The sequence below is a fragment of the Amycolatopsis sulphurea genome, assembly GCF_002564045.1.
GTDB lineage: Bacteria > Actinomycetota > Actinomycetes > Mycobacteriales > Pseudonocardiaceae > Amycolatopsis > Amycolatopsis sulphurea.
The window spans coordinates 54,034-75,444 of sequence record NZ_PDJK01000002.1; the positions used below are offsets into that span (position 1 = coordinate 54,034).

23 protein-coding genes are annotated in these 21,411 nt (G+C 70.5%); 10 read left to right on the forward strand and 13 right to left on the reverse strand.

Annotated elements, in window-relative coordinates; translation table 11 throughout:
• Positions 1-81: 81 nt before the first annotated feature.
• Positions 82-747, reverse strand: coding sequence for a DUF2461 domain-containing protein (locus tag ATK36_RS06345; protein ID WP_098514684.1), 666 nt, complete (start codon positions 745-747; stop codon positions 82-84).
• Between the two features lie 95 nt (positions 748-842).
• Complete coding sequence (locus tag ATK36_RS06350) at positions 843-2,075, reverse strand: glycoside hydrolase family 18 protein (RefSeq protein ID WP_098510412.1); 1,233 nt, start codon at positions 2,073-2,075, stop codon at positions 843-845.
• A gap of 185 nt (positions 2,076-2,260) precedes the next feature.
• Here ATK36_RS06350 and ATK36_RS06355 point away from each other — a divergent pair, with 185 nt between their 5' ends.
• Both ATK36_RS06355 and ATK36_RS32045 read left to right on the forward strand, forming a co-directional pair.
• Positions 2,261-2,563 (forward strand): ArsR/SmtB family transcription factor, encoded by a 303-nt coding sequence (locus ATK36_RS06355; protein ID WP_211292001.1) that lies wholly within the window; start codon positions 2,261-2,263, stop codon positions 2,561-2,563.
• Between the two features lie 571 nt (positions 2,564-3,134).
• Positions 3,135-3,281, forward strand: a complete 147-nt coding sequence (locus tag ATK36_RS32045; protein ID WP_170069641.1) for a hypothetical protein — start codon at positions 3,135-3,137, stop codon at positions 3,279-3,281.
• A gap of 142 nt (positions 3,282-3,423) precedes the next feature.
• Here the strand turns inward: ATK36_RS32045 and ATK36_RS06360 are convergent, their stop codons facing one another.
• Positions 3,424-4,449 carry a 6-phosphofructokinase gene (locus tag ATK36_RS06360; RefSeq protein ID WP_098510414.1) on the reverse strand — a complete coding sequence of 342 codons (1,026 nt, stop codon included), beginning with the start codon at positions 4,447-4,449 and terminating at the stop codon, positions 3,424-3,426.
• A 287-nt stretch (positions 4,450-4,736) separates the two neighbouring features.
• Between ATK36_RS06360 and ATK36_RS06365 the strand changes: the two genes are divergently transcribed.
• The 4 genes from ATK36_RS06365 to ATK36_RS06380 all read left to right on the forward strand — a co-directional run bounded on the left by ATK36_RS06365 (position 4,737) and on the right by ATK36_RS06380 (position 9,388).
• On the forward strand, positions 4,737-5,828 hold the full coding sequence (locus ATK36_RS06365) for a 3-deoxy-7-phosphoheptulonate synthase (RefSeq protein ID WP_098510415.1): 1,092 nt from the start codon (positions 4,737-4,739) through the stop codon (positions 5,826-5,828).
• A gap of 438 nt (positions 5,829-6,266) precedes the next feature.
• Positions 6,267-6,830: a hypothetical protein gene (locus ATK36_RS06370; RefSeq protein ID WP_098510416.1), complete on the forward strand. Its 564-nt coding sequence runs from the start codon at positions 6,267-6,269 to the stop codon at positions 6,828-6,830.
• A 598-nt stretch (positions 6,831-7,428) separates the two neighbouring features.
• Complete coding sequence (locus tag ATK36_RS06375; RefSeq protein ID WP_098510417.1) at positions 7,429-8,010, forward strand: hypothetical protein; 582 nt, start codon at positions 7,429-7,431, stop codon at positions 8,008-8,010.
• Between the two features lie 121 nt (positions 8,011-8,131).
• A complete protein-coding gene (locus ATK36_RS06380) occupies positions 8,132-9,388 on the forward strand; it encodes an SGNH/GDSL hydrolase family protein (RefSeq protein ID WP_170069642.1) in 1,257 nt (418 codons plus the stop codon).
• 12 nt (positions 9,389-9,400) lie between these two features.
• On the opposite strand, the gene ATK36_RS06385 is transcribed toward ATK36_RS06380, so the two are convergent.
• Together ATK36_RS06385 and ATK36_RS06390 are read right to left on the reverse strand one after the other, a co-directional pair.
• Positions 9,401-9,889 (reverse strand): polyadenylate-specific 3'-exoribonuclease AS, encoded by a 489-nt coding sequence (locus ATK36_RS06385; protein WP_098510419.1) that lies wholly within the window; start codon positions 9,887-9,889, stop codon positions 9,401-9,403.
• Positions 9,890-9,932: 43 nt separating this feature from the next.
• Entirely contained in the window at positions 9,933-10,694 is a 762-nt protein-coding gene (locus tag ATK36_RS06390) for a lysophospholipid acyltransferase family protein (protein ID WP_098510420.1), read from the reverse strand.
• Positions 10,695-10,911: 217 nt separating this feature from the next.
• Here ATK36_RS06390 and ATK36_RS06395 point away from each other — a divergent pair, with 217 nt between their 5' ends.
• Genes ATK36_RS06395 through ATK36_RS06405 form a run of 3 tightly spaced genes read left to right on the forward strand, consistent with a single transcriptional unit; the run spans position 10,912 to position 13,311 of the window.
• Positions 10,912-11,676 (forward strand): alpha/beta hydrolase, encoded by a 765-nt coding sequence (locus ATK36_RS06395; RefSeq protein ID WP_098510421.1) that lies wholly within the window; start codon positions 10,912-10,914, stop codon positions 11,674-11,676.
• Positions 11,673-12,161 (forward strand): hypothetical protein, encoded by a 489-nt coding sequence (locus ATK36_RS06400; RefSeq protein WP_098510422.1) that lies wholly within the window; start codon positions 11,673-11,675, stop codon positions 12,159-12,161. The genes ATK36_RS06395 and ATK36_RS06400 overlap by 4 nt, the downstream gene beginning before the upstream one ends.
• A 10-nt stretch (positions 12,162-12,171) precedes the next feature.
• Positions 12,172-13,311, forward strand: coding sequence for a glutamate--cysteine ligase (locus tag ATK36_RS06405; RefSeq protein ID WP_098510423.1), 1,140 nt, complete (start codon positions 12,172-12,174; stop codon positions 13,309-13,311).
• 351 nt (positions 13,312-13,662) lie between these two features.
• Here the strand turns inward: ATK36_RS06405 and ATK36_RS06410 are convergent, their stop codons facing one another.
• From ATK36_RS06410 to ATK36_RS06440, 7 genes are all read right to left on the reverse strand, one after another.
• The gene (locus ATK36_RS06410) at positions 13,663-14,529 is read right to left on the reverse strand and encodes an NUDIX domain-containing protein (protein WP_098514685.1); all 867 of its coding nucleotides are present in this window, start codon (positions 14,527-14,529) and stop codon (positions 13,663-13,665) included.
• A gap of 96 nt (positions 14,530-14,625) precedes the next feature.
• Positions 14,626-15,594, reverse strand: coding sequence for an ROK family protein (locus ATK36_RS06415; protein WP_098510424.1), 969 nt, complete (start codon positions 15,592-15,594; stop codon positions 14,626-14,628).
• Entirely contained in the window at positions 15,595-15,975 is a 381-nt protein-coding gene (locus ATK36_RS06420; protein WP_098514686.1) for a hypothetical protein, read from the reverse strand.
• Between the two features lie 71 nt (positions 15,976-16,046).
• The gene (locus ATK36_RS06425; protein ID WP_098510425.1) at positions 16,047-17,210 is read right to left on the reverse strand and encodes an ArsA family ATPase; all 1,164 of its coding nucleotides are present in this window, start codon (positions 17,208-17,210) and stop codon (positions 16,047-16,049) included.
• Positions 17,211-17,648 carry an SRPBCC family protein gene (locus ATK36_RS06430; protein WP_098510426.1) on the reverse strand — a complete coding sequence of 146 codons (438 nt, stop codon included), beginning with the start codon at positions 17,646-17,648 and terminating at the stop codon, positions 17,211-17,213.
• A 27-nt stretch (positions 17,649-17,675) separates the two neighbouring features.
• The gene (locus ATK36_RS06435) at positions 17,676-18,470 is read right to left on the reverse strand and encodes a metallophosphoesterase family protein (protein WP_098510427.1); all 795 of its coding nucleotides are present in this window, start codon (positions 18,468-18,470) and stop codon (positions 17,676-17,678) included.
• Positions 18,471-18,479: 9 nt separating this feature from the next.
• Positions 18,480-18,908, reverse strand: coding sequence for a polyketide cyclase / dehydrase and lipid transport (locus ATK36_RS06440; protein ID WP_098510428.1), 429 nt, complete (start codon positions 18,906-18,908; stop codon positions 18,480-18,482).
• Between the two features lie 111 nt (positions 18,909-19,019).
• Between ATK36_RS06440 and ATK36_RS06445 the strand changes: the two genes are divergently transcribed.
• Positions 19,020-20,816, forward strand: coding sequence for an AMP-dependent synthetase/ligase (locus ATK36_RS06445; RefSeq protein WP_098510429.1), 1,797 nt, complete (start codon positions 19,020-19,022; stop codon positions 20,814-20,816).
• A gap of 120 nt (positions 20,817-20,936) precedes the next feature.
• Here ATK36_RS06445 and ATK36_RS06450 read toward each other — a convergent pair whose 3' ends face one another.
• Entirely contained in the window at positions 20,937-21,407 is a 471-nt protein-coding gene (locus tag ATK36_RS06450; RefSeq protein WP_098510430.1) for a YbjQ family protein, read from the reverse strand.
• Positions 21,408-21,411: the final 4 nt, after the last annotated feature.

Genomic DNA, 21,411 nt, shown 5'->3' on the forward strand with positions numbered 1-21,411 from the left:
GAGCGCCGTCTGTACCGATCCCGAAACTCCGGGCGAAGTCTTCCCGAACGTCTTCGCCGGACGTCCCGGACGGCGAACGGCTCAGCGGCGGGGCCGCTCGCTCGGGCCGACGTGGTCACGGGCCCATTCGTTGAACCGGCGGACCTGCCGCCAGTGCTTGCGCACCCGGTCCAGCGCCGCGCGTTCGTGCAGGAAATCGTCCGGCGCCCAGGCCCGGGCCGCGTAGACCGAGCGGTACCGGAGCAGGTCGAGCCGGGGGTGGTCCTCGGCGTACCCGCGCGGTCGGGATTTGAGCCGGTCGCCCAGGATCTCCCAGCCCTGCTTGCGCAGAGTGGTCAGCATGCCCGCCAGCTCCGGGCCGTGCAGCTCGGTGTCCACCGCGGTACGGAACCGGGCCAGCTGATCGGGCGCGAGATGGAAGCAGCCGCCGCCTACGCGCAGCCCGGCCGGGCCGACCTCCACGTAGTACGCGCCGCCGCCGCGGCCCGCCTCGATCACTCCGCCGCAGTGGGTCTTGTACGGCGTTTTGTCGCGCGCGAACCGCACGTCGCGATACGGCCGGAAGACCTTGCCCGCGCCGAATCCCTCGCCGAACTCGGCCTGCAGCTCGCCGAGCAGCGCTTCCATCGGCGCCCGCACGTGCTCCCGGTAGATCGCGACGTGGTCATCCCAATAGGGCTTGGAATTGTCCGCGAGCAGCCCGTCGTAGAACTCGACGGCGTGCTCACCGAATCCACTGAACCTCACCTGCCGCACGATAACCCTCGGCACCGACAAAACCGTGAAGGGGCCCTTCACGGACTCTGAGTCCGTGAAGGGGCCCTTCACAGCATTTCAGCCGGTCAGTTCGCGAGTGCGCTGATCAGCTCGCCGTCCGGGGTGTCACCGGACAGTTCCCAGAACATTGTGCCGCCGAGGCCCTGGGTCTTGACGTAGGACGTCTTGCCCGCGATGGTCTCCGGGGTGTCGTAGCTCCACCAGTTCGACCCGCACTTGGCGTAGGCGGTACCTGCGACCTTGCCGGTGGCCGGGCAGCTGGACTTGAGCACCTTGTAGTCCTCGATGCCCTGCTCGTAGGTGCCCGGGGCGGGTCCGGTGGCGGTGCCGCCGGGGGCGTCCTGAGTCACGCCGGTCCACCCGCGACCGTAGAAACCGAGGCCCAGCAACAGTTTCGACGACGGGATGCCACTGCTCTTCAGCTTCTGGATCGCCGCGTCGGAGTTGAAGCCCTTGGTCGGGATCCCGTCGTAGGACGTCAGTGGCGAATGCGGAGCGGTCGGCCCCTGCGACGCCCACGCGCCGAAGAAGTCGTAGGACATCACGTTGTACCAGTCCGCGGACTGCGCGGCGCCCGCGTAGTCGGCCGCGTCCATCTTGCCGCCGTCGGTGCCGTCCGCGGTGATCGACGCGGTGACCAGCTTCGAGGACCCGAACTTGTCCCGTAGCGCGGAAAGCACCTTCTTCAGCGCGTCGGGACCGCTGTGGTCACAGGTGAGCCCGCAGGCGTTCGGGTACTCCCAGTCGATGTCGATGCCGTCGAACAGCCCGGCCCAGCGCGGGTCGTTGACCAGGTTGTAGCAGGAGTCCGCGAACGCGGCCGGGTTCTGCGCGGCCTGGCCGAATCCGCCGGACCAGGTCCAGCCGCCGAACGACCAGAGGACCTTGAGACCGGGATGCTTGGCCTTCAGCTTCTTCAGCTGGTTGAAACTGCCCGCGAGCGGCTGGTCCCACGTGTCCGCGACACCGTCCACACTGCCCCCGGCGTCGTAGGTCTTCTGGTAGTCGGCGTACGGGTCGCCGACCGCGCAGCCGCCGTTGGTGACGTTGCCGAAGGCATAGTTGATGTGCGTCAGCTTCGCGGCCGAACCGGAGGTCTCGATGTTCTTGACGTGGTAATTGCGCTGGTAGATCCCCCAATCGGTGAAGTAGCCGACCACCTTGCCGGCGGCGGCCTGCGGGGTGGCGGGGGCGGTCTGGCCGGCCGCGGCGGGCACCGCCAGCCCGATCGCGGCGAGTGCGACGCTCGCCAGCCCGGCCAGCGCGGACAACGCTGTTCTCTTGCTCGTACGGGGCATTCCGGCTCCCTTCGGGGAGTCACCTGGTGGTGACGGATCAGGGATGTGAAGTGGGGACGAATTCACCGTAAAGTGGTCTGAACCAATCGTCAATCCTTCGGAATTGGTTCAGACCATAAGGAGGTAGCGTAGCGGCGCACATTCCTTGACAGGCATATGCCCGGCGGGGCAGATTCGCGGAGGTGATGCAGACCTTCGACGTGCTCGCCGAGCCCCGCCGCCGGGCGCTTCTCGACCTGCTGCGTGACGGCGAGCGCTCGGTCGGCGAGCTGGTCGCCGAACTGGAGCTGAGCCAGCCCGCGGTGTCCAAGCACCTGCGCGTGCTGCGCGAGGCCGGGCTGGTCACCGTCCGGGTGGCCGCGCAGCGGCGCTGTTACCGGCTCCGCCCGGAACCACTCGCCGAGGTGGACGCCTGGCTCGCGCCGTACCGGCAGTTCTGGTCCGGCCGGCTCGACGAGCTGGAACGCCGGCTGGACGAGAGCGGCTGAACCCGCGCTACCCGAGCAGGCGCCGGGTGTGCGGCGACCTGCCGTCGCGCGGCCCGGCCTTCGGCGAGCCAGTCAACGCCCTTGGCGGCGAAGAACGGGTAGTTCTCCGCGAAGGTGCGCCAGAAGACGTCGAAAGTGGACAGTGCGTCCGACGACGGCTGGGCACGGCATTGCGCGGGCAAGGCGGGCAACCGATGCAGGAATCGCACGCCCAGGTCACCATCGAAGCTGAGCATGCGTGCACGACGGTCCACAGTGGCGACAAGGCCTTCGTTGGTGGCGAACGTCGTCCCGTCGCCGGTTCCGGTGACCGAGCCCGGGAGACAGCTGCCCTCCGTGACGTCGTAGGTGGTCAGCTTCCCGCCGGCCACCTCGATCAGCTGCCGTAGCCGTCAGTGCGCCAGACACCGTCCACAGTGGAGTTCACCGGGGGCCGCGACGACGGAGAGCGCGGCCAGGCCCGCCAGGAGGATTCGCACGAGGGCGACGGTAACGAAACACCGGGGGCGCACGGAATCCCGCGCGCCCCCGGTACTCAGGCCAGGGTCCCGGCAAAGGTGGTCGAGGACCCGTGATCAGCAGACAGAGTCGTGGCTGCCGCGTCATCATCGACGGCGCCTGCCATCTCGATCGATCACGCCCGGCAGCAGGCGAAGCGGTGGTGTTCGAGATGCGCGACCACCTGGTGGTGTGTGCCGGACCGGTTTCGGGTCTGTGAAGGGGCCCTTCACAGACCCTGAGTCCGTGAAGGGCCCCTTCACGGACCTTCACGGACCTCCACGGTCGGCGAAGGGCCCCTCACACCGACTTTGCCGACGCCCTGGGTACTCAGGTGGGGGCAACCCCACTTGAGGAGGTGCTCAGCCGAAGAAGACCTCGGCCTCCTCGTAGCGTTCCACCGGCACGGTCTTCAGCTCGGCGGTCGCCTCGGACAGCTTCACCCGGACGATGTCGGTGCCCCGCAGCGCCACCATCGTGCCGAAGTCGCCGTCCGCCACCGCGTCCACCGCGTGCAGGCCGAAACGGGTGGCGAGCACCCGGTCGTAGGCGGTCGGCGTGCCGCCGCGCTGCACGTGCCCGAGCACCACCGCGCGCGATTCCTTGCCGGTGCGCGTGGCGATCTCGTCCGCCAGCCAGGTGCCGATGCCGCCGAGCCGCACGTGCCCGAACGCGTCCTTCTCGCCGGTCAGCAGCTTCTCCTCGCCGCCCTCGGGCAGCGCGCCCTCGGCGACCACGATGATCGGCGCGTACTCCTTCTCGAACCGCCGCTCGACCCAGGAGACGACCTGGTCCACGGAGAAGTGCCGCTCCGGCACCAGGATCACGCTCGCCCCGCCGGCCAGGCCGGAGTGCAGCGCGATCCAGCCCGCGTGCCGACCCATGACCTCGACCACCAGCGCCCGGTGGTGCGATTCGGCGGTGGTGTGCAGCCGGTCGATCGCCTCGGTGGCGATGGACACCGCGGTGTCGAAACCGAACGTGTAGTCGGTGGCGCCGAGGTCGTTGTCGATCGTCTTGGGCACGCCGACCACGCCGATGCCGTCGTCGGTGAGCCGCTTCGCCACGCCGAGGGTGTCCTCGCCGCCGATCGCGATCAGCGCGTCCACGCTCTGGTCGGCGAGGACCCTGCGGATCTTCTCGACGCCGCCGTCGACGTTGTACGGGTTGGTCCGCGAGGAGCGCAGGATGGTGCCCCCGCGGGTGAGGATGTCCTCGACGTCGGAGAGGCCGAGCGGGCGGCTCTGCCCGGTCAGCGGGCCCTGCCACCCGTTGCGGAAGCCGACGAACTCCCAGTCGTGCACCTCGATGCCCTTGCGGACCACCGCGCGGATCACCGCGTTCAGGCCGGGGCAGTCACCGCCACCCGTCAGCACACCGACACGCATCTGTCGCCTCCGTACTCTTCTCATGGGGAGATTGGGGTCACAACGCGGCCAGCGTAGCGGGTTTCCTCTGGATCGGTGCAGGCCGTACCACCTGCCGAATCGGTCCGCGGCCGGGGGGGTGCCGGCTGTGCTACGGTGGCGCCGTGCAGCGCTATTTCTGGTTTACGAAGCCGGCCCCGGGTGGGTCTGGCGGCGTGACCCTGCGCTGAGCCCCACCCCGAGCCGGAGTAGTTCCCGGCTCGGCGAGTTCCCCGCGGGCCGGTTCCCCCAGAAAGGACCGCCCGCCCATGCCCATCTCCTCTCTCGCCGCCGCCCCTGCCGGGACGAGTGCGCTCGATCAGCAGCGGACCACCTCGGTCAGCCCGCTGCTCTCCCCCGCCCTGCTGCGCGAGGAGTTCCCGGCCGACGCCGCGGTGGCGAAGGTCGTGCGGACCGGGCGCGCGGAGACGGTCGCCGTCCTCGACGGCCGGGACGACCGGCTCGCGGTGATGGTCGGCCCGTGCTCGGTGCACGACCCGGACGCCGCGCTCGACTACGCGCGCCGGCTGGCCGCGAAGGCCGAGCGGCTGCGTGGCGAGCTGCACATCGTGATGCGTGTGTACTTCGAGAAGCCGCGCACCACGCTGGGCTGGAAGGGCCTGATCAACGATCCGGACCTGGACGGCACCTTCGCCGTGAACAAGGGCCTGCGGATCGCGCGGGAGCTGCTGCTCGCGGTGTCCGCGCTCGGGTTGCCGGTGGGCTGCGAATTCCTCGACCCGATCACCCCGCAGTTCATCGCGGACGTGGTGACCTGGGGCTCGATCGGGGCGCGCACCGCAGCCAGCCAGGTGCACCGGCAGCTGTGCAGCGCCTTGTCCATGCCGGTCGGGATCAAGAACTCGACCGAGGGCGACGTGCAGGTCGCGGTGGACGCCACCCGCGCGGCCGCCGCGTCGCACGTGTTCCCCGGCATCACCCTCGACGGGCTCGCCGCGCTGATGACCACCGCGGGCAACCCGGACTGCCACGTGATCCTGCGCGGCGGTTCGGCGGGCCCGAACCACGATCCGGCGACGGTGGCCGAGACCCTCGGCAGGCTCGCGAAGGCCGGGCTGCCGCAGCGCCTGGTGGTCGACGCCAGCCACGGCAACAGCGGGAAGGACCACGTCCGGCAGGCCGGGGTGGTGCGGGAGCTGGCCGCCCGGATCGCCGGTGGGGAACGCGGTATCGCCGGGCTGATGCTGGAAAGCAACCTGCTCGCCGGGCGGCAGGACCTGGTGCTCGGACGGGCCGGCGACCTCGCCTACGGCCAGTCGATCACCGATGCGTGCCTGGACTGGAACGCCACCGACGACCTGCTGGACACCCTGGCCGCGGCGGTGCGCGAACGCCGGTAAATGCGGGACCCCGGCGGATGCACGGCTTTCGCCGGGAGGCCACAGTGGACATACCGGATGGGCGGACCGCAGATCGCCTCCTCGACCAAGTGAGCCGCCCAGCCACCGCGGCGGTCCACCGAACGGTGAAAAGCCGGGCACTACTCGTTCGAGGGATCGCGTTCCGCGCTCCGGAGAGTAATGTTCTGCTCACCGAGAGCATCGATTGCGGACTCGCGGTGTCGCCGGAAAAACCGTGCATTCACCCGCGAATCCCGTGACCTGGCACGGCCGTCCCGGAGCAGGGAAGGAAGACGGAGGCATCGAACGTCCGCGATAGCCCGTTCGATGCCTTTTCCCTGCCCGCGTGCAGACATTTCCACGCGGGTTCGCTCCGGGCGGCCGCAAACCTCACCGTGTCACGAGAGAAAATCCTGTCACGAGAGAAAAGGTATCCCCATGGGATCTCTGTCCCGCATCGGCGGACGGGCATTGGCACTGGCCTGCGCGGCCCTGATCGGTGGCGCCGCGGTGGCCGTGGCCGAACCGGGTGCCGCGCATCGGATCATCATCTTCGACGGCACTGTCCAGGCGGTCCAGGAATCGTCGGGCGCCCCCTTTCTCTGCTCGGTCAATCAGGTGCTGCTGGGCCGGTCGCACAACGGTGACCAGAACGGCGGCGCCACCTACTACTGCGGCCTGGTCCTCGTCGACGGGCAGCAGGTCACGGTGAGCGCGCCGGTCTGGAGCACCGCGCAGCAGGAGAGCAATTCCTCCTTCGCCGCCCCGGCTGATCGCGTCCTGGTCGGCCAGGATTCCGCGAACGGGACCACAAGGTACGCGACCGCCACCATGTCCGCGTGGGGACGCACCGTGCAGCTCGCTTCCCACCGGTGGTCACCGGATCAGAAGGAGAGCAGCAGCTACTCCAAGGGCGGCGACTACGAGGTGATGGTGGGCCGTCAGCACTCCGGCGACCAGCACGGCCAGACCCGCTACCAGTACGCGAAGGTCGTCGGCTGATCGGAGCGTGGCCGTGCGGGTCACGGGCTTCGGCCCGCACGGCCACGCAGGTTCGGCGGCTCGCACACTCGTGGCGGGCAGATCCGGCCGGGCCGAGGAACCTCGCAGCGGCAGCTTCGGTCGGCACCCGGCCGGCCGATTACCCACACTCCCAGGTGATAAGCCCGGGAATGTGGTGACTCTCGGCGACGATGGGGCCCGCGTCGGCCCGGAGCGGGCGATGGCCAGCGGCAAGATCGACATCGCCGCGGGCGAGCCGCCGCATCGGCGCAGGAAACCGGCACCGGGAAAGAACAGGTGACTCCACCAAACGACGGAAAGCCGGGCATGACTCGTTTGAGGGATCACATTCCCGCACCCGGCGAGTAATGTTCTGCACACCGAGAGCGGCAACGGCGGGCTCGCGGTGTCGCCGGAAACGGGCATTCCCCTGCGAATCCTGTGACCTGACCCTTCCGCCCCGAAATCACAGAAGAGGAGACGGAAGCACCGGACGGGAACTCTGTCCGGTGATTTTCCCTGCGCGCGTGAAGACATTCTCACGCGGGCTTTTCCGGCGACTGGCGAAATCAGACTATCACAAGAGAAAAGGAATCCCATGGGATCTCTGTCCCGTATCGGCCTGCGGGCACTGGCACTCGCCTGCACAGCAGGAATTCTCAGCGCCGGCAGCGCCGCGGTGGCAGTAGCCGCACCGAGCACCACCGCCGAGATCATCATCATCGACGGCTATACCCAGACCGTGAAGGAATCGTCGGGCACTCCCGTCCTCTGCCCGACCAACCAGGTCCTGCTGGGCCGGTCGCACAGCGGTGACGAGAACGGCAACACCACCTACTACTGCGGCCTGATCCTCATCGACGGGCAGCAGGTCCGCGTCGGTGCGCCGACCTGGAGCGCCTCGCAGAGGGAAAGCAATTCCTTCTTCGCCGCTCCCGGCGACCAAGTCCTGGTCGGCCGTCAGCATTCCGGCGACGAGAACGGGAGCACGAGGTACGCGACCGCCACCATGTCCGCGTGGGGACGCACCGTGGAACTCACCTCCTACCGGTGGTCGCCGGACCAGAAGGAGAGCAGCAGCTATTCCAAGGCTGGCGACTACGAGGTGATGGTCGGCCGTCAGCACTCCGGCGACGAAAACGGCCAGACCCGCTACCAGTACGCCAGGATCGTCGACTGAGCCGAGCGTGGCCGTGCGGGTCATGGGCTCAGGCCCGCACGGCCACGCAGATCCCGCGGCTTCGCGTACGCGGAGAACCCGGGAATTCCCCGTGAAGACCCCCACCTTCAGGAGAAAACTCATGCGTGCCACCATTTCCGGCCGCCTGCGAAACGCCCCGCGCGGCGTCCTCGCGATCGCCTCGGCCGTCGTGCTCCTGGCAGCCTGCCCCGCGGCGGCGCAGGGCGCCCAGCAGAAGCCCACCGCGATCGTGTCCCTCGGCGACAGCTTCATCTCCGGGGAAGGCGGCCGGTGGCAAGGCAACGTCGACCTGGCCTACAGCACGACCCACGACATGTACGGCACCGACCGGGCCACCGTATGCGGCCAGGCCGGGTGCACGAAAGACCCGTTCGCCATTTACGGGAACACCTATCTGGACCCCACGACGGGCAAGGAGAACGGCTGCCACCGCTCGGATGTCGCTGAGATCGTGTCGTCGGGGATCGCCGCGGACCGCGCGGTCAACCTGGCCTGCTCCGGAGCGGTCACCGACAACGTCCTGCCCGGGTACGCGGGCGGTAAGCCCTTCAAAGGGCAACAGCCGCAGGCAGACGCGCTGCGGGACCTCGCGAGGACGCACGAGATCAAGCTGATCCAGCTCTCCATCGGCGGCAACGATCTCGGGTTCAGCGGCATCATCGAGAGCTGTATCAAGAATTACGTCGCCGGACCGGTAGGCGGATACTGCTGGCAAAAGTGGGACTGGGAAGTCGAAGAGAAACTGGCCCGGGAGGTACCGGACAAGATCGCGAACGTGATCGACCGGATTCGCGAGGTCATGCGCGCGGCCGGGCAACCCGACAACTCGTACACCTTCGCTCTCCAGTCCTATCCCTCACCGGTTCCGGTCGCCGGAAACTACCGGCATCCGGAAAGCTGGACCGGCACTCTCTCCGACCGGTACAGCCCGGGCGGATGCCCGTTCTTCAACCAGGACACCGATTGGGCCCGACGGCGGGTGGTCCCGGGCATCGCCGAGATGCTGGAAAAGGTCGCGACCCGGAAGGGTCTCTTCTACCTGGACCTCCAGTGGGCCTTCGACGGCCACGAGGTGTGCGCCCGGAATGTCCGCCAGGCACGCCAGGGCGAGAGCCTGACGCACCCCGTCCCGGACCGGGACGCGGAATGGATGCGGTTCCTGTCCGTCGGAATCTTCCGGCCGCAAGGGCAGAAAGAGGAGTCCTTCCATCCCGATTCCTACGGCCAGCAGGCGCTGGGGAACTGCCTGCGGGAATTCCACCGGCAGACCCAGGCCACCGGGTACCCCGAGTTCGAATGCCTGAACCGGCCGGGCCAGGGCGTGGCGGGCATGTACCTCGAACGGCTGGACCAGTGACCCCGCAGCGGCTCAGCGGCGGCGGAACGCGGTCTCGATGACGTCCCAGCGGTCCCGGTTGTGCCGGGCGTCGGCGAGGGCATCGTGCTGGTCGGTGGGGGCGGCGGGCAGCTTCGGCTTGCCCGCGTCCTCCCAGCGCTGACGCAGATCGCGGGTGAACCGCGGCAGCTGACGCGGCAGCGCGGGCATCGGGCCCCACAGCTGGGCCAGCGCGACGTGGTCGTAGGCGGCGAACCAGGCCCACAGCTCGATCCCGCCGGGCGGCTTGCCGAAGAACTCCAGCAGGTCGGTGCGGATCCGCTCGCGGCCGCGCCAGGCCGGGTCGGCCGGGGAGGGCAGCTTGGGCAGGACGTTCTCGCGCACCCACGGGCCCGCCTTGCCCGGGTCGAAATCGGTGGACACGGCGTAGAACTCGCGGCCACGCTCGTCAACGACACCGATCGACACCAGATCGATCGTCACGCCGTCCTCGATGAACTCGGTGTCGTAGAAAAAACGCACCGGCGGAGGTTAGCAGCGCCGCAGGGGGTGACCGTGGCGGGCGCTACCCTGCCTTGCGCTCGGGCACGCGGTCCGCGTCCAGGCCCACGGGCTGCGCGGGCACCTGGGGCTGAGCCCCGGCCGCCTCCGCGGCCAGCAGCTCCTTGGCCTTGGCTGCGTAGATGTCCACGTACTCCTGGCCGGACAGCTCCATCAGGGCGTACATGATCTCGTCGGTGATCGAGCGCTCGATGAACCGGTCGCCCGCCATGCCCTCGTAGCGGGAGAAGTCCAGCGGGGCGCCGAACCGGATCTCCAGCCGGCGCGGCCACCACATCTTCGAGCCGATCGGGTTGACCTTGTCCGTGCCGACCATGGCCACCGGGACCACCAGGCCACCCGATTCCAGCGCGATCCGGGCCACCCCGGTCTTGCCCTTGTACAGCCGGCCGTCCGGCGAGCGGGTGCCCTCCGGGTAGATGCCGAGCAGGTGCCCTTCCTTGACCAGCCGGGTGGCGGTGTCCAGCGCGGCCTGCGCGGCGTTGCCGCTGGACCGGTCGATCGGGAACTGGCCGACCCCGGTGAAGAACCACTTCTTGAGCAGGCCCTTGAACCCCGGCTCGGTGAAGTACTCGGATTTCGCCGGGAAGGTGACCTTGCGGCGGACCCGCAGCGGCATGAAGAACGAATCCGCCACCGCGAGATGGTTGCCGGCCAGGATGGCACCCCCGGTGCGCGGGATGTTCTCCGCGCCGACCACCTTGGTGGGCCACAGCGTCTTGAGCAGCGGTCCGATGAACACCCACTTCATCAGCAAGTACAGCACCGCGCGCCAGTCCTTTCACCGCGGGAGATCCGCCGACCAGACAGCCTACGGACCCGGACCGCCGCGGACAACGCGCGGCCACCCGATCACCCCGGGCCAGCGATCGATCTCACAGCGCGGTGCCGGTCCCCCGGCCCGCCCAGCGCGCCCACAACCCGGCTCCGGCGTGAGAGCATGGAAGAACTCCACCGCCACCCCCGATCGGAAGGCGTTCGTCATGGGCGTGCTCGCCGGCGCGGAACCGTTCGCCCTCCCCGGCACGTCCGGTGCGGGCTTCCTGCTCTGCCACGGCTTCACCGCGACCCCGGCCGGCCTGCGCGGCTGGGGCGAGCACCTGTCCGCGGCCGGTTTCGCGGTGCGCTGCCCGCTGCTGCCCGGCCACGGCACGCGCTGGCAGGATCTCAACCGCACCACCTGGCAGGACTGGTACGGCGCGGTCCGCGAGGAGCTGCTCGCGCTGCGCGCCGAATGCGATCAGGTGTTCGTCGGCGGCCTGTCCATGGGCGGCACCCTCGCCTTGGCGCTGGCCCAGGAGTTCGACTGGATCTCCGGGCTCGTGCTGGTCAACCCGTCGGTCACCCGGCTGAGCATGGACGCCAAGGTGCTGCCGCTGCTGGCCAGGGTGATCCCCTCGATTCCGGCGATCGGAAACGACATCGCCAAGCCCGGGGAGACCGAGCTGGCCTACCCGCGCACGCCGGTGCGGGCCGCGGCGAGCCTGGCGAAGCTGTGGCGGGTGGTCCGTACCCGGCTGGATCAGGTGACCCAGCCGGTGCTGCTGCTGCGCTCCCGGGTCGATCACGTGGTGGAGCCGGAGAACGCGCGGATCGTGCTGGCCGGGGTGGCCGGCCCGGACGTGACCGAGGTGGTGCTGGAGAAGAGCTTCCACGTGGCGACCCAGGACTACGACGCGGAGCTGATCTTCAACCGGAGTGTCGAGTTCGCCCGGCGGCTGCGGGCGGGACAGGTGGGTGCCGGATGACCCGCGGAAAGGGCCCGGACGGGCCGGAGGACGTCGACGCCACCTTCGCCGAGATCGTGGCCGATCTGCGCGCCGAGGGCGTGGGCAGCTTCCTGGAGGAAGAGCCGTCCGCCACGCTCCTCGAAGAGGAGCCGCCGGAGGCGAAACCGGCCGCCACGCCGCTGCCGGTCGAGGACGGCTGGCGGACCGGCGGCACCGACTGGGACACCACGATGCTGTCGGAGGACCCGGCCGGCGACGACGAGCACTTCGAGCCGCCGGAGCCGCCGCCGCTGCCGCGCTGGCGCAAGGGTGCGTTCGTGGTGCTGCTGTTCTTCGTGGCAGGACTGCTGCTGCTGATCGTGCCGAACCTGATCGGGGTGGGCCCGGCGCTGGCCACCCCGCTGGGCATCCTCGCGCTGGCCACCGGCATCGCGCTGCTGCTGTTACGGGTGCGGCAGGGACCGCCGCCCGGTGCGGACCCGAGCAACGGCGCCCAGGTCTGACCGGGCGGGCATGCGGATCGATTTCACGCCGTCGGCGCGTTCGACGGTCGGGGCGGAGTGGGAGCTGGCGCTGGTGGACCGGCGCAGCGGCGAACTGCGATCGGTGGCCGGGGAGATTCTCGCGGCCGTGCGCCCGGACGGCGCCGCCGAGCACCCGCGGATCAAACAGGAACTGCTGCTGAACACGATCGAGGTGATCAGCGGAGCGCGGCGCACGGTCGCCGGAGTCAAGGCCGATCTGGCGGCGGCGCTGGACGAGCTGCACCGGGTCGCCGATCCGCTCGGCGTGGAGCTGTTCTCCGCCGGTTCGCACCCGTTCTCCTCGTGGTACCGGCAGAAGGTCACCGACCAGGCGCGGTACGCCAAGCTGATCGACCGCACCCGCTGGTGGGGCCGGCAGATGCTGATCTACGGCGTGCATGTGCACGTCGGCCTCGATCACCGGGACAAGGTGCTGCCGGTGCTGGACGCGTTGCTCTGCTACGCCCCGCATCTGCAGGCGCTGTCGGCGTCCTCGCCCTACTGGAGCGGGGAGGACACCGGGTATGCGTCGAATCGGGCGCTGATGTTCCAGCAGCTGCCCACCGCCGGGCTGCCCTTCCAGTTCCGGGAATGGGCCGAGCTGGAGCACTACGTCGGCGACATGTTCAAGACCGGCGTGATCGACGCGTTCTCCGAGATCCGCTGGGACATCCGGCCGGCGCCGCACTTCGGCACGATCGAGACCCGGGTGTGCGACGGCCTGCCGACGCTGCAGGAGGTCGGTGCCGTCACCGCGCTCACCCAATGCCTGGTGGAGGATTTCAGCACCCGGCTGGACCAGGGCGAGCGCCTGCCGGTCTTGCCGCCGTGGCACGTACAGGAGAACAAGTGGCGGGCCGCCCGCTACGGCACCGACGCGATCGTCATCCTCGACGCCGCCGGTCGCGAGCGGCTGGTCACCGAGGACCTGACCGACCTGCTCGAACGCCTCGCCCCGGTCGCGCGGCGGCTCGACTGCGTCCGCGAGCTGGCCGACGTAGCGGAAATCCTGCGCGTCGGCGCGAGCTACCGGCGGCAGCGGACGGTCGCGGAGAACTGCCACGGTTCGCTGAAGGCCGTTGTGGCTTCGCTGGTGGCGGAGATGCGGGATGGCGTGCCCCACGGCTGAACCAGGCCTTCGGGCCTGCTGACGACAAGCCGAACGCGGACGACCCGGCCGCGGGTCTACGTGCGAGATCACCGCATCGGCTCGGCCCCCGAGCACGAAACCCCGGTGCAAGCACGGACACTCGGCTCTCGCGGCCGATTACCGAAGATCTCGCGGACCTCCTCGGACGGCGGTCCCCGGCTGCGCGGCGACTGGACCGCACCCGCGAGACAGCCGACGTGGCGCAGATCCTGCACGTCGGCGCGAGCCACCGGCGGCGCGCACTGACTGCCACGGCTCGCCCAACCCCGTGCGGTACAGCTGATCTCCGTACCAACGCGACCCGTTGAGGATCAAGCAGTTCCCCGCGGATCAGCTCAGCTCGCGCAGCAACGCACCCGGGCCCAGCACCCCCGCGCCCAGCGCGGACACCCGGCCACGCAGCTCACGATCGGCGGTCGCGACGACCACGTGGTCCGTCGTCCTCGTGCGAGCATCGGCGGTGACCTCGACGATCTTCGAATCGCCGTCCGTGTCCGCCGAAACGACGTCGACGCCAGGAATCGTGGACACTCCCCTGGCCTTGCCCTCCACCACGAGCACCACCCGCGGCCACCATCGCCACTGTGGCCCCGCGCCGATCCCGGTGACCGCGTCGTCCAGGCCTTCGACGGCGAGCCCGGCCAGCTGGTCGCGCAGCCGTTCGGCGGCGCCGCGACGATCCCGCCACCAGCCGTCCGGACGCGAGCCCATCACGTTCGCCGCGTCGACCACCAGGACCAGCTCCCGGCCCAGCTGGGCCCGCAATGTCGGCCAGACCTCGGCGAAATCGCGGTGCAGCTTCAGGTCCGGCACCTCGCCGGGCGGGATCCAGCGCAGTTCGGCGCTCTCCTCGTTCGCGACCCTGGCTTCGAGATCGCTGCCGGTCACGCCGAGCACGGTCGTGTACTGCCACGCTCCGTGATCGAGCACGAAGGCGGACGTCGCCCGGAACGCCGACGAGGGCACGTCGGCCTCTTCCCACGCCTCCCGGGCCGCGGCCTCCCGCACGGTCTCCCCGATTTCGAGCGCACCGCCGGGCAGCGCCCAGGTACTACCGTTGTGCACCCACCAGGCCCGCCGTTGCAGCAGTACGCCGCGCGCGGGATCGCAGAGCAGCAGACCGGCCGCGCCCAGCGCTCCCCAATGCAACCGGCCGCACGAACACCGCACGAAACGGTTGGCGGTCTTCGGCGTCACCTTCTCAGCCTTCCACACCGGCCCGCCAGGCTGTGAAGGGTCCCTTCACGGACTCAGAGTCCGTGAAGGGACCCTTCACAGCCGTGCGGCGGGGGGTCAGCCGGTCGCGCCGAGGGCGGGAGTGCGGGCGGCGTCCAGCGCGAGGGCAGCGGCGCCGACGATGGCCGTGTCGTCGCCGAGGTGTGCGGTGCGGATACGGGCCAGCGGACGGAACCGGGCACCGGTGATCGCACCCGAATAGTGCTCGCGGGCCTCGTCGAGGAACAGCGGCGCGGATTCCGACACCCCGCCGCCGATCACGATGATCTCCGGGTCGAACACGTCGGCCACCAGCGCCAGCCCCTCACCGAGCCACTTCGCCAGCTCGGCCATCGCGCGCAACGCGATCGGGTCGCCGTCGCGGGCGGCGCCGGCCACCCGGCGGCCGGTGACCGAACCCGGGTCCCCGGCGATCTCCCGGGACAGCACGGTGGACTGGCCCGGGTAGCGGGCCAGCAGCTCGACCGCGGTCGCCGCGAGCGCGGTGCCACTGCAGTAGCGCTCCCAGCAGCCGTACTTGCCACACGGGCAGGCCCGGCCGTCCGGCACCACGGTCAGGTGGCCCAATTCCGGCGCCACGCCGTGCGCGCCGCGGTAGATCTCGCCGTCCAGCAGCAGGCCCGCGCCGATCCCGGTGCCGAGCGCGACGAGCGCGGCCACCCCGGCGCCGCGCGCGGCCCCGAACCGGTGCTCGCCGATCACCGCCGAGTTGACGTCGTGCTCCAGCGTGACCGGCAGGCCGACACGCTTGGCGATCCGGTCCGCCACCGGCGCGTCGCGCCACGCCAAGTGCGGCGCGAACATCACCGACCGCCGGTCCCGCGTCACGAATCCGGCGACGGCCAGCCCGACCGCGGCGACCGCGTGCCGGTTGCGCAAGTCCTCGACGACGCCCGCGATGGCGTCCTCAAGCGCGTTCTCCTCACTCGGCGTCGCGACGCGCGCGGTGTCGAGCAGGGAGCCCCGCTCGTCCACCACCCCGGCACGTACGCTGGTCCCGCCGACGTCGACCCCTATGGTCAGCACTCAGTTCTCCTGCTCCGGCCGCCGGTCTTCCCGCCGGCGGACGACGATGCGCTGCACCCGCGGCGACTCCGCGGCAGTGGTTTCCCCGGTCTCCCCGGCCGCCGGGCGCGTGGCAGGCCGGAACCCCGGCATGTGCACTCCCTCGTCCGGTTCCCAGCGGTCCGCGAGCACCGCCCGCAGCAGTGCCACGAGCTGCGCCGCCTGCTCCAGCAGCCGCGCCGCGAACTCCGGCCGCTCGCCACGCACGACGGCGACGATCGCACACAGCGGGCACCAGCCGCACGCCGAGGCCTCCTCTTCGTGGCCCGGCGCACGGTCCGGCTCGCCGTGCCCGGCCGCGACCACCCCGTCCAGCCACGGCGCGGCCCGCTCCAGCACCATCTCGACCAGCAGCCGGATCTCCTCGGCCAGCCGCAGGCCCGCCGGGTCCTCCGCCGTCCCGTCCGTCTCGCTCACCCGGGCCCCCGGTTCCCGGCCAGGGTGATCACCAGGCCCTCGGCATCGGATTCCGCACCGGTGATCCGGCACGGGCGCAGGGTCTCCGGCAGGGCGACCAGCCGGCGGAACCCGTCCACGGTGATCGCCAGATCGTCGTCCACCCGCGCCAGGTCCACTGCCGAGCCCCGCTCCAGCGGGATCGCCACACGCAGCCGGAAACCGTCGTCCACGGCCTGTACGCGCAGCAACGGGGTGACCGGTTTCCCGTTGCCGGACAAGGGATCCCGGCTCCCGTACAGCTCGTGCGCGAGCTGCCCGAGCGCGGCCGGGCCGACCGGCTCGCCCGCCCGGTGTTCCACCAGCGCCAGCTCACCGGGCCGGATCCCGGCGTCCCGCAGTTCGCCGAGCACCGCGTCCTGCTGAGAGCGGCGCGTGCGCAGCCAGTTCGCCGCCGAGCCACGCCAGAACCCGGGCGCGGGCATCAGCCGGTTCACGATCAGCCCGTCCACCGCGATCCCGCGCAACGCCAGCGAAGTGAGCGTGCGGCGGGCCTCGGCGACCACGACCCGTTCCGGGGTGAGCACCAGCCGCACAGTCGTCACGGCCGGATCCGTGAGCAGCTCCCGCAGCGTGTCCAGGTGCGCGCCTAGCCGCCGCACCGAGTCCGCCATCCGACGGCGGCGTCCGCCGTGCACCCGGTTCAGGTAGCCGGAAATCGCCTCCGGCAGGGCGAGCAGCCGCAGTGTCTCCGCGGTGGGGCCGCAGTCGACCACCACGGTGTCCCACGGACCGTGGGTAGCCAGCCGGCGCACCTCGCCGAGCGCGAGCAGCTCGTCCACGCCAGGCAGAACGGTCAACTCCTCGGCGTCCAGCAGGTCCAAGCCGGCGCCGGCGAGCACAGTGTGCAGCTCACGACGCAGCTCGTGCCAGCTCCGGTCGGCAAGTGACCGCGAATCCACCTGCGCCGCCCAGAGCCCGGCCGGGCTCCCGTCGCCACGTACGTCGACTTCGGCCGGTTCGCTGCCCAGCTCGGCACCGAAGGCGTCGCCGAGCGAATGCGCCGGATCGGTCGAGACGACCAGCGTCTTCCTGCCACGGACGGCGAGCGCGAGCGCGGTCGCCGCGGCGAGCGTGGTCTTCCCGACGCCCCCCTTGCCGGTGAACAGCAGGATGCGCATCTAGCCCTCGGCCCGCCGCTTGAGCTCCTTGAGCGCGGTGTCCATCACCATCTTCTCCGCCTTGCGCCGCAGCAGCCCGATCATCGGCAGCGCCAGCTCGACCGACAGCGTGTAGGTGACCCGCGTACGCCCGCCGCCCAGCGGTTCGAGCGCGTACCGGCCGTCCTGTGCCTTCTGCATCTGGCCCTTCACCAGGTGCCAGCTGACGCCGAGGCCGGAGGCGTCCCAGTCGTATTCGAGGGTGTACACGTCCTTGATCGGACCGGCGTCCAGGGTCAGCTTGACCTGCTTCGCCCGGCCGTCGTCGCCGGTGCCCAGCACCTCGGTCTCCCGGACGGCCTTGGCCCACTCCGGGTACGCGGGGAAATCGGCGATCACCGCCAGCACCCGCGCGGGCTCGGCGTCGACCTCGATGGACTGCGTGGACTGCTCGGCCATGAGACGAAGGGTAGCCGGACAGCCGGGTCACCAGCGCAGCACGTAGGGCTGCCCGGTCTCCTTGAAGTGACCGACGTTGCGGCATTCGGTGTGCCCGACCCGCCGCCGCGCGGCCAGTGGCTGGTGCACGTGCCCGAACAGCGACCAGCGCGGCTGCTGCCGCCGGATCAGCCGCAGCAGCGCCTGCGAACCCAGCTCGGACCGCCGGGCGATCACGTCGTAGGTCAGCTCCGGCACCGCAGGCGGGATGTGCGTGCACAGCACGTCGAGATCGGCCAGCCCGGCCACTGCCTCGTCGAACTCCTCGCGCACCCGCAGATAGGGCCGCCAGGCCGCGCCCTTGCGCGGACGGGGGACGACGCCTTCGGGCAGTACTGCGCCACCGACGAAGCCGAAGCGCAGCCCGCCGATGACGGCCGCTTCGCCGTCGAGCACCTGTACCCCGGATCCGGTGAACTCCGGCCACAGCGCGGGCGCGTCGACGTTGCCGGGCGTGGCGTAGGTCGGCGCGGTCATCGCGGCGAACAACGCCGCGTACTGCTCGCGGATCGCCTCGTCCACCGCCGCGGCGGGGTCTGCCAACGTGGTCCAGAGCGTGCGGGAGTAGGCCACGGTGTCCTCACGGGTGCCTTCGCGGCGCAGCCGGGCGAACTCGCCCACCTTGTCCGCACCGAACAGCACGCCCATGATGCCCTTGTCGTGGTCGTGGTAATCCACGAAGTCCAGCAGGTCGCCGAGTACCACCAGGGCGTCCGCCCCGTCCCCCGCCCGCTTCAGCGCGTCGGCGTTGCCGTGCACGTCCGAAACGACGTGAACCCGCACAAGACCTCCCTAGTCACCGGTGCCCGGCTCCCCGGTCCGGGGCGGCACACCCGGCTCGCGCCCGTCCTCGAGGATCTCCTTCAGCCCCAGTGCCACATCTTTCGACGCGCGTGCCCGCCGGTCGATCTCGCGGCGCAGCTCGCGTGGGCGCAACGCACGCGGGGCACCGCCGGGACCGGCGGGCGTCGCGCGCAGGAAGTAGTGCAGCACGGTGCCGTCGAGCACGGGTTCCAGCCAGATCTCCATGGTACCGATCAACGCCCCCGTGACCGTCCAGCGCAGGCCCTTGTCCCCGCGGTCGGTGTAGACCTCGAGCACCAGGTCCGGCCAGTACCGCCGCCAGCACGCGGGGTCGGCGAACGCGGCGGCGAGCGTGCCCGGCGGCACGGCGATGAACGTCTCGTCCACGAGGTCGAGCACAGGCGGTGCGGGAGTCACCGCGTCACGATGTCACGGTCCCGCCGACCAGCCGTGCCGGCATGGTCTTAAGGTCTCCGGCACGCTAAGTTGACCGGCGGGTAACCGCACGCGTCGAACACGGAGGTCCACGTGCGCGAATACAGCGCCCCCACCGGCAAGCCGGTGACCGGCGACGAGAACCTGAGCGACGTCGTCTGGGCGAACGCCGAGCGGTTCTCCGACGTGGTGAGCTTCCGCAGGCAGGTCGAGGGCACCTGGCTGGACGTGACCGCGAAGGACTTCTCCGACCAGGTCGCCGCAGTGGCCAAGGGACTGATCGCGGCCGGGATCGGGCCCGGCGACCGGGTCGGCCTGATGGCCAAGACCCGTTACGAGTGGACGCTGATCGACTTCGCCATCTGGGCGGCGGGCGCGGTCACCGTGCCGGTCTACGAGACCTCGTCGTCCGAGCAGGTGCACTGGATCCTGTCCGATTCCGGGGCGAAGGCCGTGGTGGTCGAGACCGCCGAGCACCGGGATTCGGTGGAACAGGTGCGCGGCCGGCTCGACGGGCTGGCGCAGACCTGGGTGATCGAAGGCGACGCCCCCGCGGTCGACGAGCTGACCGCGCTCGGCGCCGAGGTCTCCGACGAGGATCTGCGCACCCGCCGCCGGGGCGTGACCGCGGACGACATGGCCACCATCGTCTACACGTCGGGCACCACCGGGCGCCCCAAGGGCGCGGTGCTCACCCACCGCAATCTGCTGGCCGAGATCCACGCCGAGATGGAGGCCTTCCCCGAACTGCTGGGGCACGGCAACTCGTTGCTGTGCTTCCTCCCGCTGGCGCACATCCTCGCCCGCGCGATCTCCGTGTCCGCGCTGACCGCGCGGGTCACCCTCGGGCACACGCCGGACGTCAAGAACCTCGTGCCGGACCTGGGCACGTTCCGTCCGACGTTCGTGGTCGCGGTGCCGCGCGTGTTCGAGAAGGTCTACAACACCGCGAAGCAGACGGCGCACAGCAGCGGCAAGGGCAAGATCTTCGACGCCGCCGAAGCGACCGCGGTCGCCTACAGCGAAGCGCAGGAGCGCGGCGGCGTCGGCCTCAGCCTGCGAGCGAAGCACCTGGTGTTCGACAAGCTGGTGTACGGCAAGCTCCGCGCCGCGCTCGGGGGCCGGTGCGTCGCCGCGATCTCCGGCGGCGCCCCGCTCGGCGCGCGGCTGGCGCACTTCTTCCGCGGCGTCGGCGTGCCGGTGTTCGAGGGCTACGGCCTCACCGAGACGACCTCGGCGGCGAACGTGAACACCACCGGGGCGTTCCGCGTCGGCACCGTCGGGCGGCCGGTCTCGGGCACCTCGGTCCGCATCGCCGACGACGGCGAGATCCTGCTCAAGGGCGCCGTGGTCTTCGGCGAGTACCACAACAACCCGGCGGCCACCGCGGAAGCCCTCACCGACGGCTGGTTCCACACCGGTGATCTCGGCGCGCTCGACGAGGAGGGCTTCCTCCGGATCACCGGCCGCAAGAAGGAGATCATCGTGACCGCGGGCGGCAAGAACGTCGCCCCGTCCGGGCTCGAGGACAGCATCAAGGCCGCGCCGCTGATCAGCCAGGCGATGGTGGTCGGCGATCAGCGGCCGTTCATCGGCGCGCTGGTGACCGTGGACGAAGAGTACTTCCCGTCCTGGAAGAGCCGGCACGGCAAGCCCGCCGGGGCGACCGTCGCGGACCTGGCCCAGGACCCGGACCTGCGCGCCGAGATCCAGGCGGCGGTGGACGAGGCCAACAAGCACGTCTCACACGCCGAGGCGATCAAGAAGTTCACCGTACTGGCCAAGGACTTCACCGAAGCGGGCGGCGAGATCACGCCGAGCATGAAGCTGAAGCGGGGCGTGGTGAGCAAGCACTACGCGGCCGACATCGAGGCGCTCTACCAGAAGTAGGGCCCGGCTCGCCGCTCAACACACGCCGGCCCTGGTGCCTCCCGGCCAGGTCTGTGAAGGGGCCCTTCACAGACCTGGCCGGGACACCGCGGCGGCCGGTCCTGCCGCCGCGGTGCCGGGTCACTGCTGCGGGGCCTGGAACTGCTGCTGCGCCGGGGGCTGCTGCGCCTGCTGGTGCTGCGGGGCCTGCTGCGGCGGGTGCGGCTGCTGCGGGGCGCCGTCGGGCACCACGTACACCGCCGTGCCGTACGCGGCGATTTCACTGGCGCTCTGGGCGATTTCGTTGCAGTCGAAGCGCAACGCGAGCACCGCATTGGCGCCCTGCTGCACGGCTTCCTGCGAAAGCCGGAAGAGAGCTTCGTTCCGGGAGTCCGCCAGCAGCTTGGACAGGCCCTTCAGCTCACCGCCCGCCATCGACTTGAAGCCGGCGCCGATGTTGGAGAACAGGTTGCGGCTGCGCACGGTAAGGCCGAACACTTCGCCGAACACACGGACCACCCGGAAGCCGGGCAAATCGTTCATCGTGGACAGCATGACCGGGAACTGCTGGTACGTCGGCTGCTGCGGTGCTGGTGGCGCGGGTTGAGTCATGCCG

Bases quoted from the DNA above. Each gene is read 5' to 3' on its own strand.
- ATK36_RS06420 (WP_098514686.1), bottom strand. From the start codon at position 15,975: ATGGTGCTGGAGCGGGCCGCGCCGTGGCTGGACGGGGTGGTCGCGGCC.
- ATK36_RS06395 (WP_098510421.1), top strand. From the start codon at position 10,912: ATGGGCGTGCTCGCCGGCGCGGAACCGTTCGCCCTCCCCGGCACGTCC.
- ATK36_RS06360 (WP_098510414.1), bottom strand. From the start codon at position 4,449: ATGCGTGTCGGTGTGCTGACGGGTGGCGGTGACTGCCCCGGCCTGAAC.
- ATK36_RS06430 (WP_098510426.1), bottom strand. From the start codon at position 17,648: ATGGCCGAGCAGTCCACGCAGTCCATCGAGGTCGACGCCGAGCCCGCG.
- ATK36_RS06380 (WP_170069642.1), top strand. From the start codon at position 8,132: ATGCGTGCCACCATTTCCGGCCGCCTGCGAAACGCCCCGCGCGGCGTC.
- ATK36_RS06405 (WP_098510423.1), top strand. From the start codon at position 12,172: ATGCGGATCGATTTCACGCCGTCGGCGCGTTCGACGGTCGGGGCGGAG.
- ATK36_RS06375 (WP_098510417.1), top strand. From the start codon at position 7,429: ATGGGATCTCTGTCCCGTATCGGCCTGCGGGCACTGGCACTCGCCTGC.
- ATK36_RS06370 (WP_098510416.1), top strand. From the start codon at position 6,267: ATGGGATCTCTGTCCCGCATCGGCGGACGGGCATTGGCACTGGCCTGC.
- ATK36_RS06365 (WP_098510415.1), top strand. From the start codon at position 4,737: ATGCCCATCTCCTCTCTCGCCGCCGCCCCTGCCGGGACGAGTGCGCTC.
- ATK36_RS06450 (WP_098510430.1), bottom strand. From the start codon at position 21,407: ATGACTCAACCCGCGCCACCAGCACCGCAGCAGCCGACGTACCAGCAG.
- ATK36_RS06400 (WP_098510422.1), top strand. From the start codon at position 11,673: ATGACCCGCGGAAAGGGCCCGGACGGGCCGGAGGACGTCGACGCCACC.
- ATK36_RS06355 (WP_211292001.1), top strand. From the start codon at position 2,261: ATGCAGACCTTCGACGTGCTCGCCGAGCCCCGCCGCCGGGCGCTTCTC.
- ATK36_RS06425 (WP_098510425.1), bottom strand. From the start codon at position 17,210: ATGCGCATCCTGCTGTTCACCGGCAAGGGGGGCGTCGGGAAGACCACG.
- ATK36_RS06350 (WP_098510412.1), bottom strand. From the start codon at position 2,075: ATGCCCCGTACGAGCAAGAGAACAGCGTTGTCCGCGCTGGCCGGGCTG.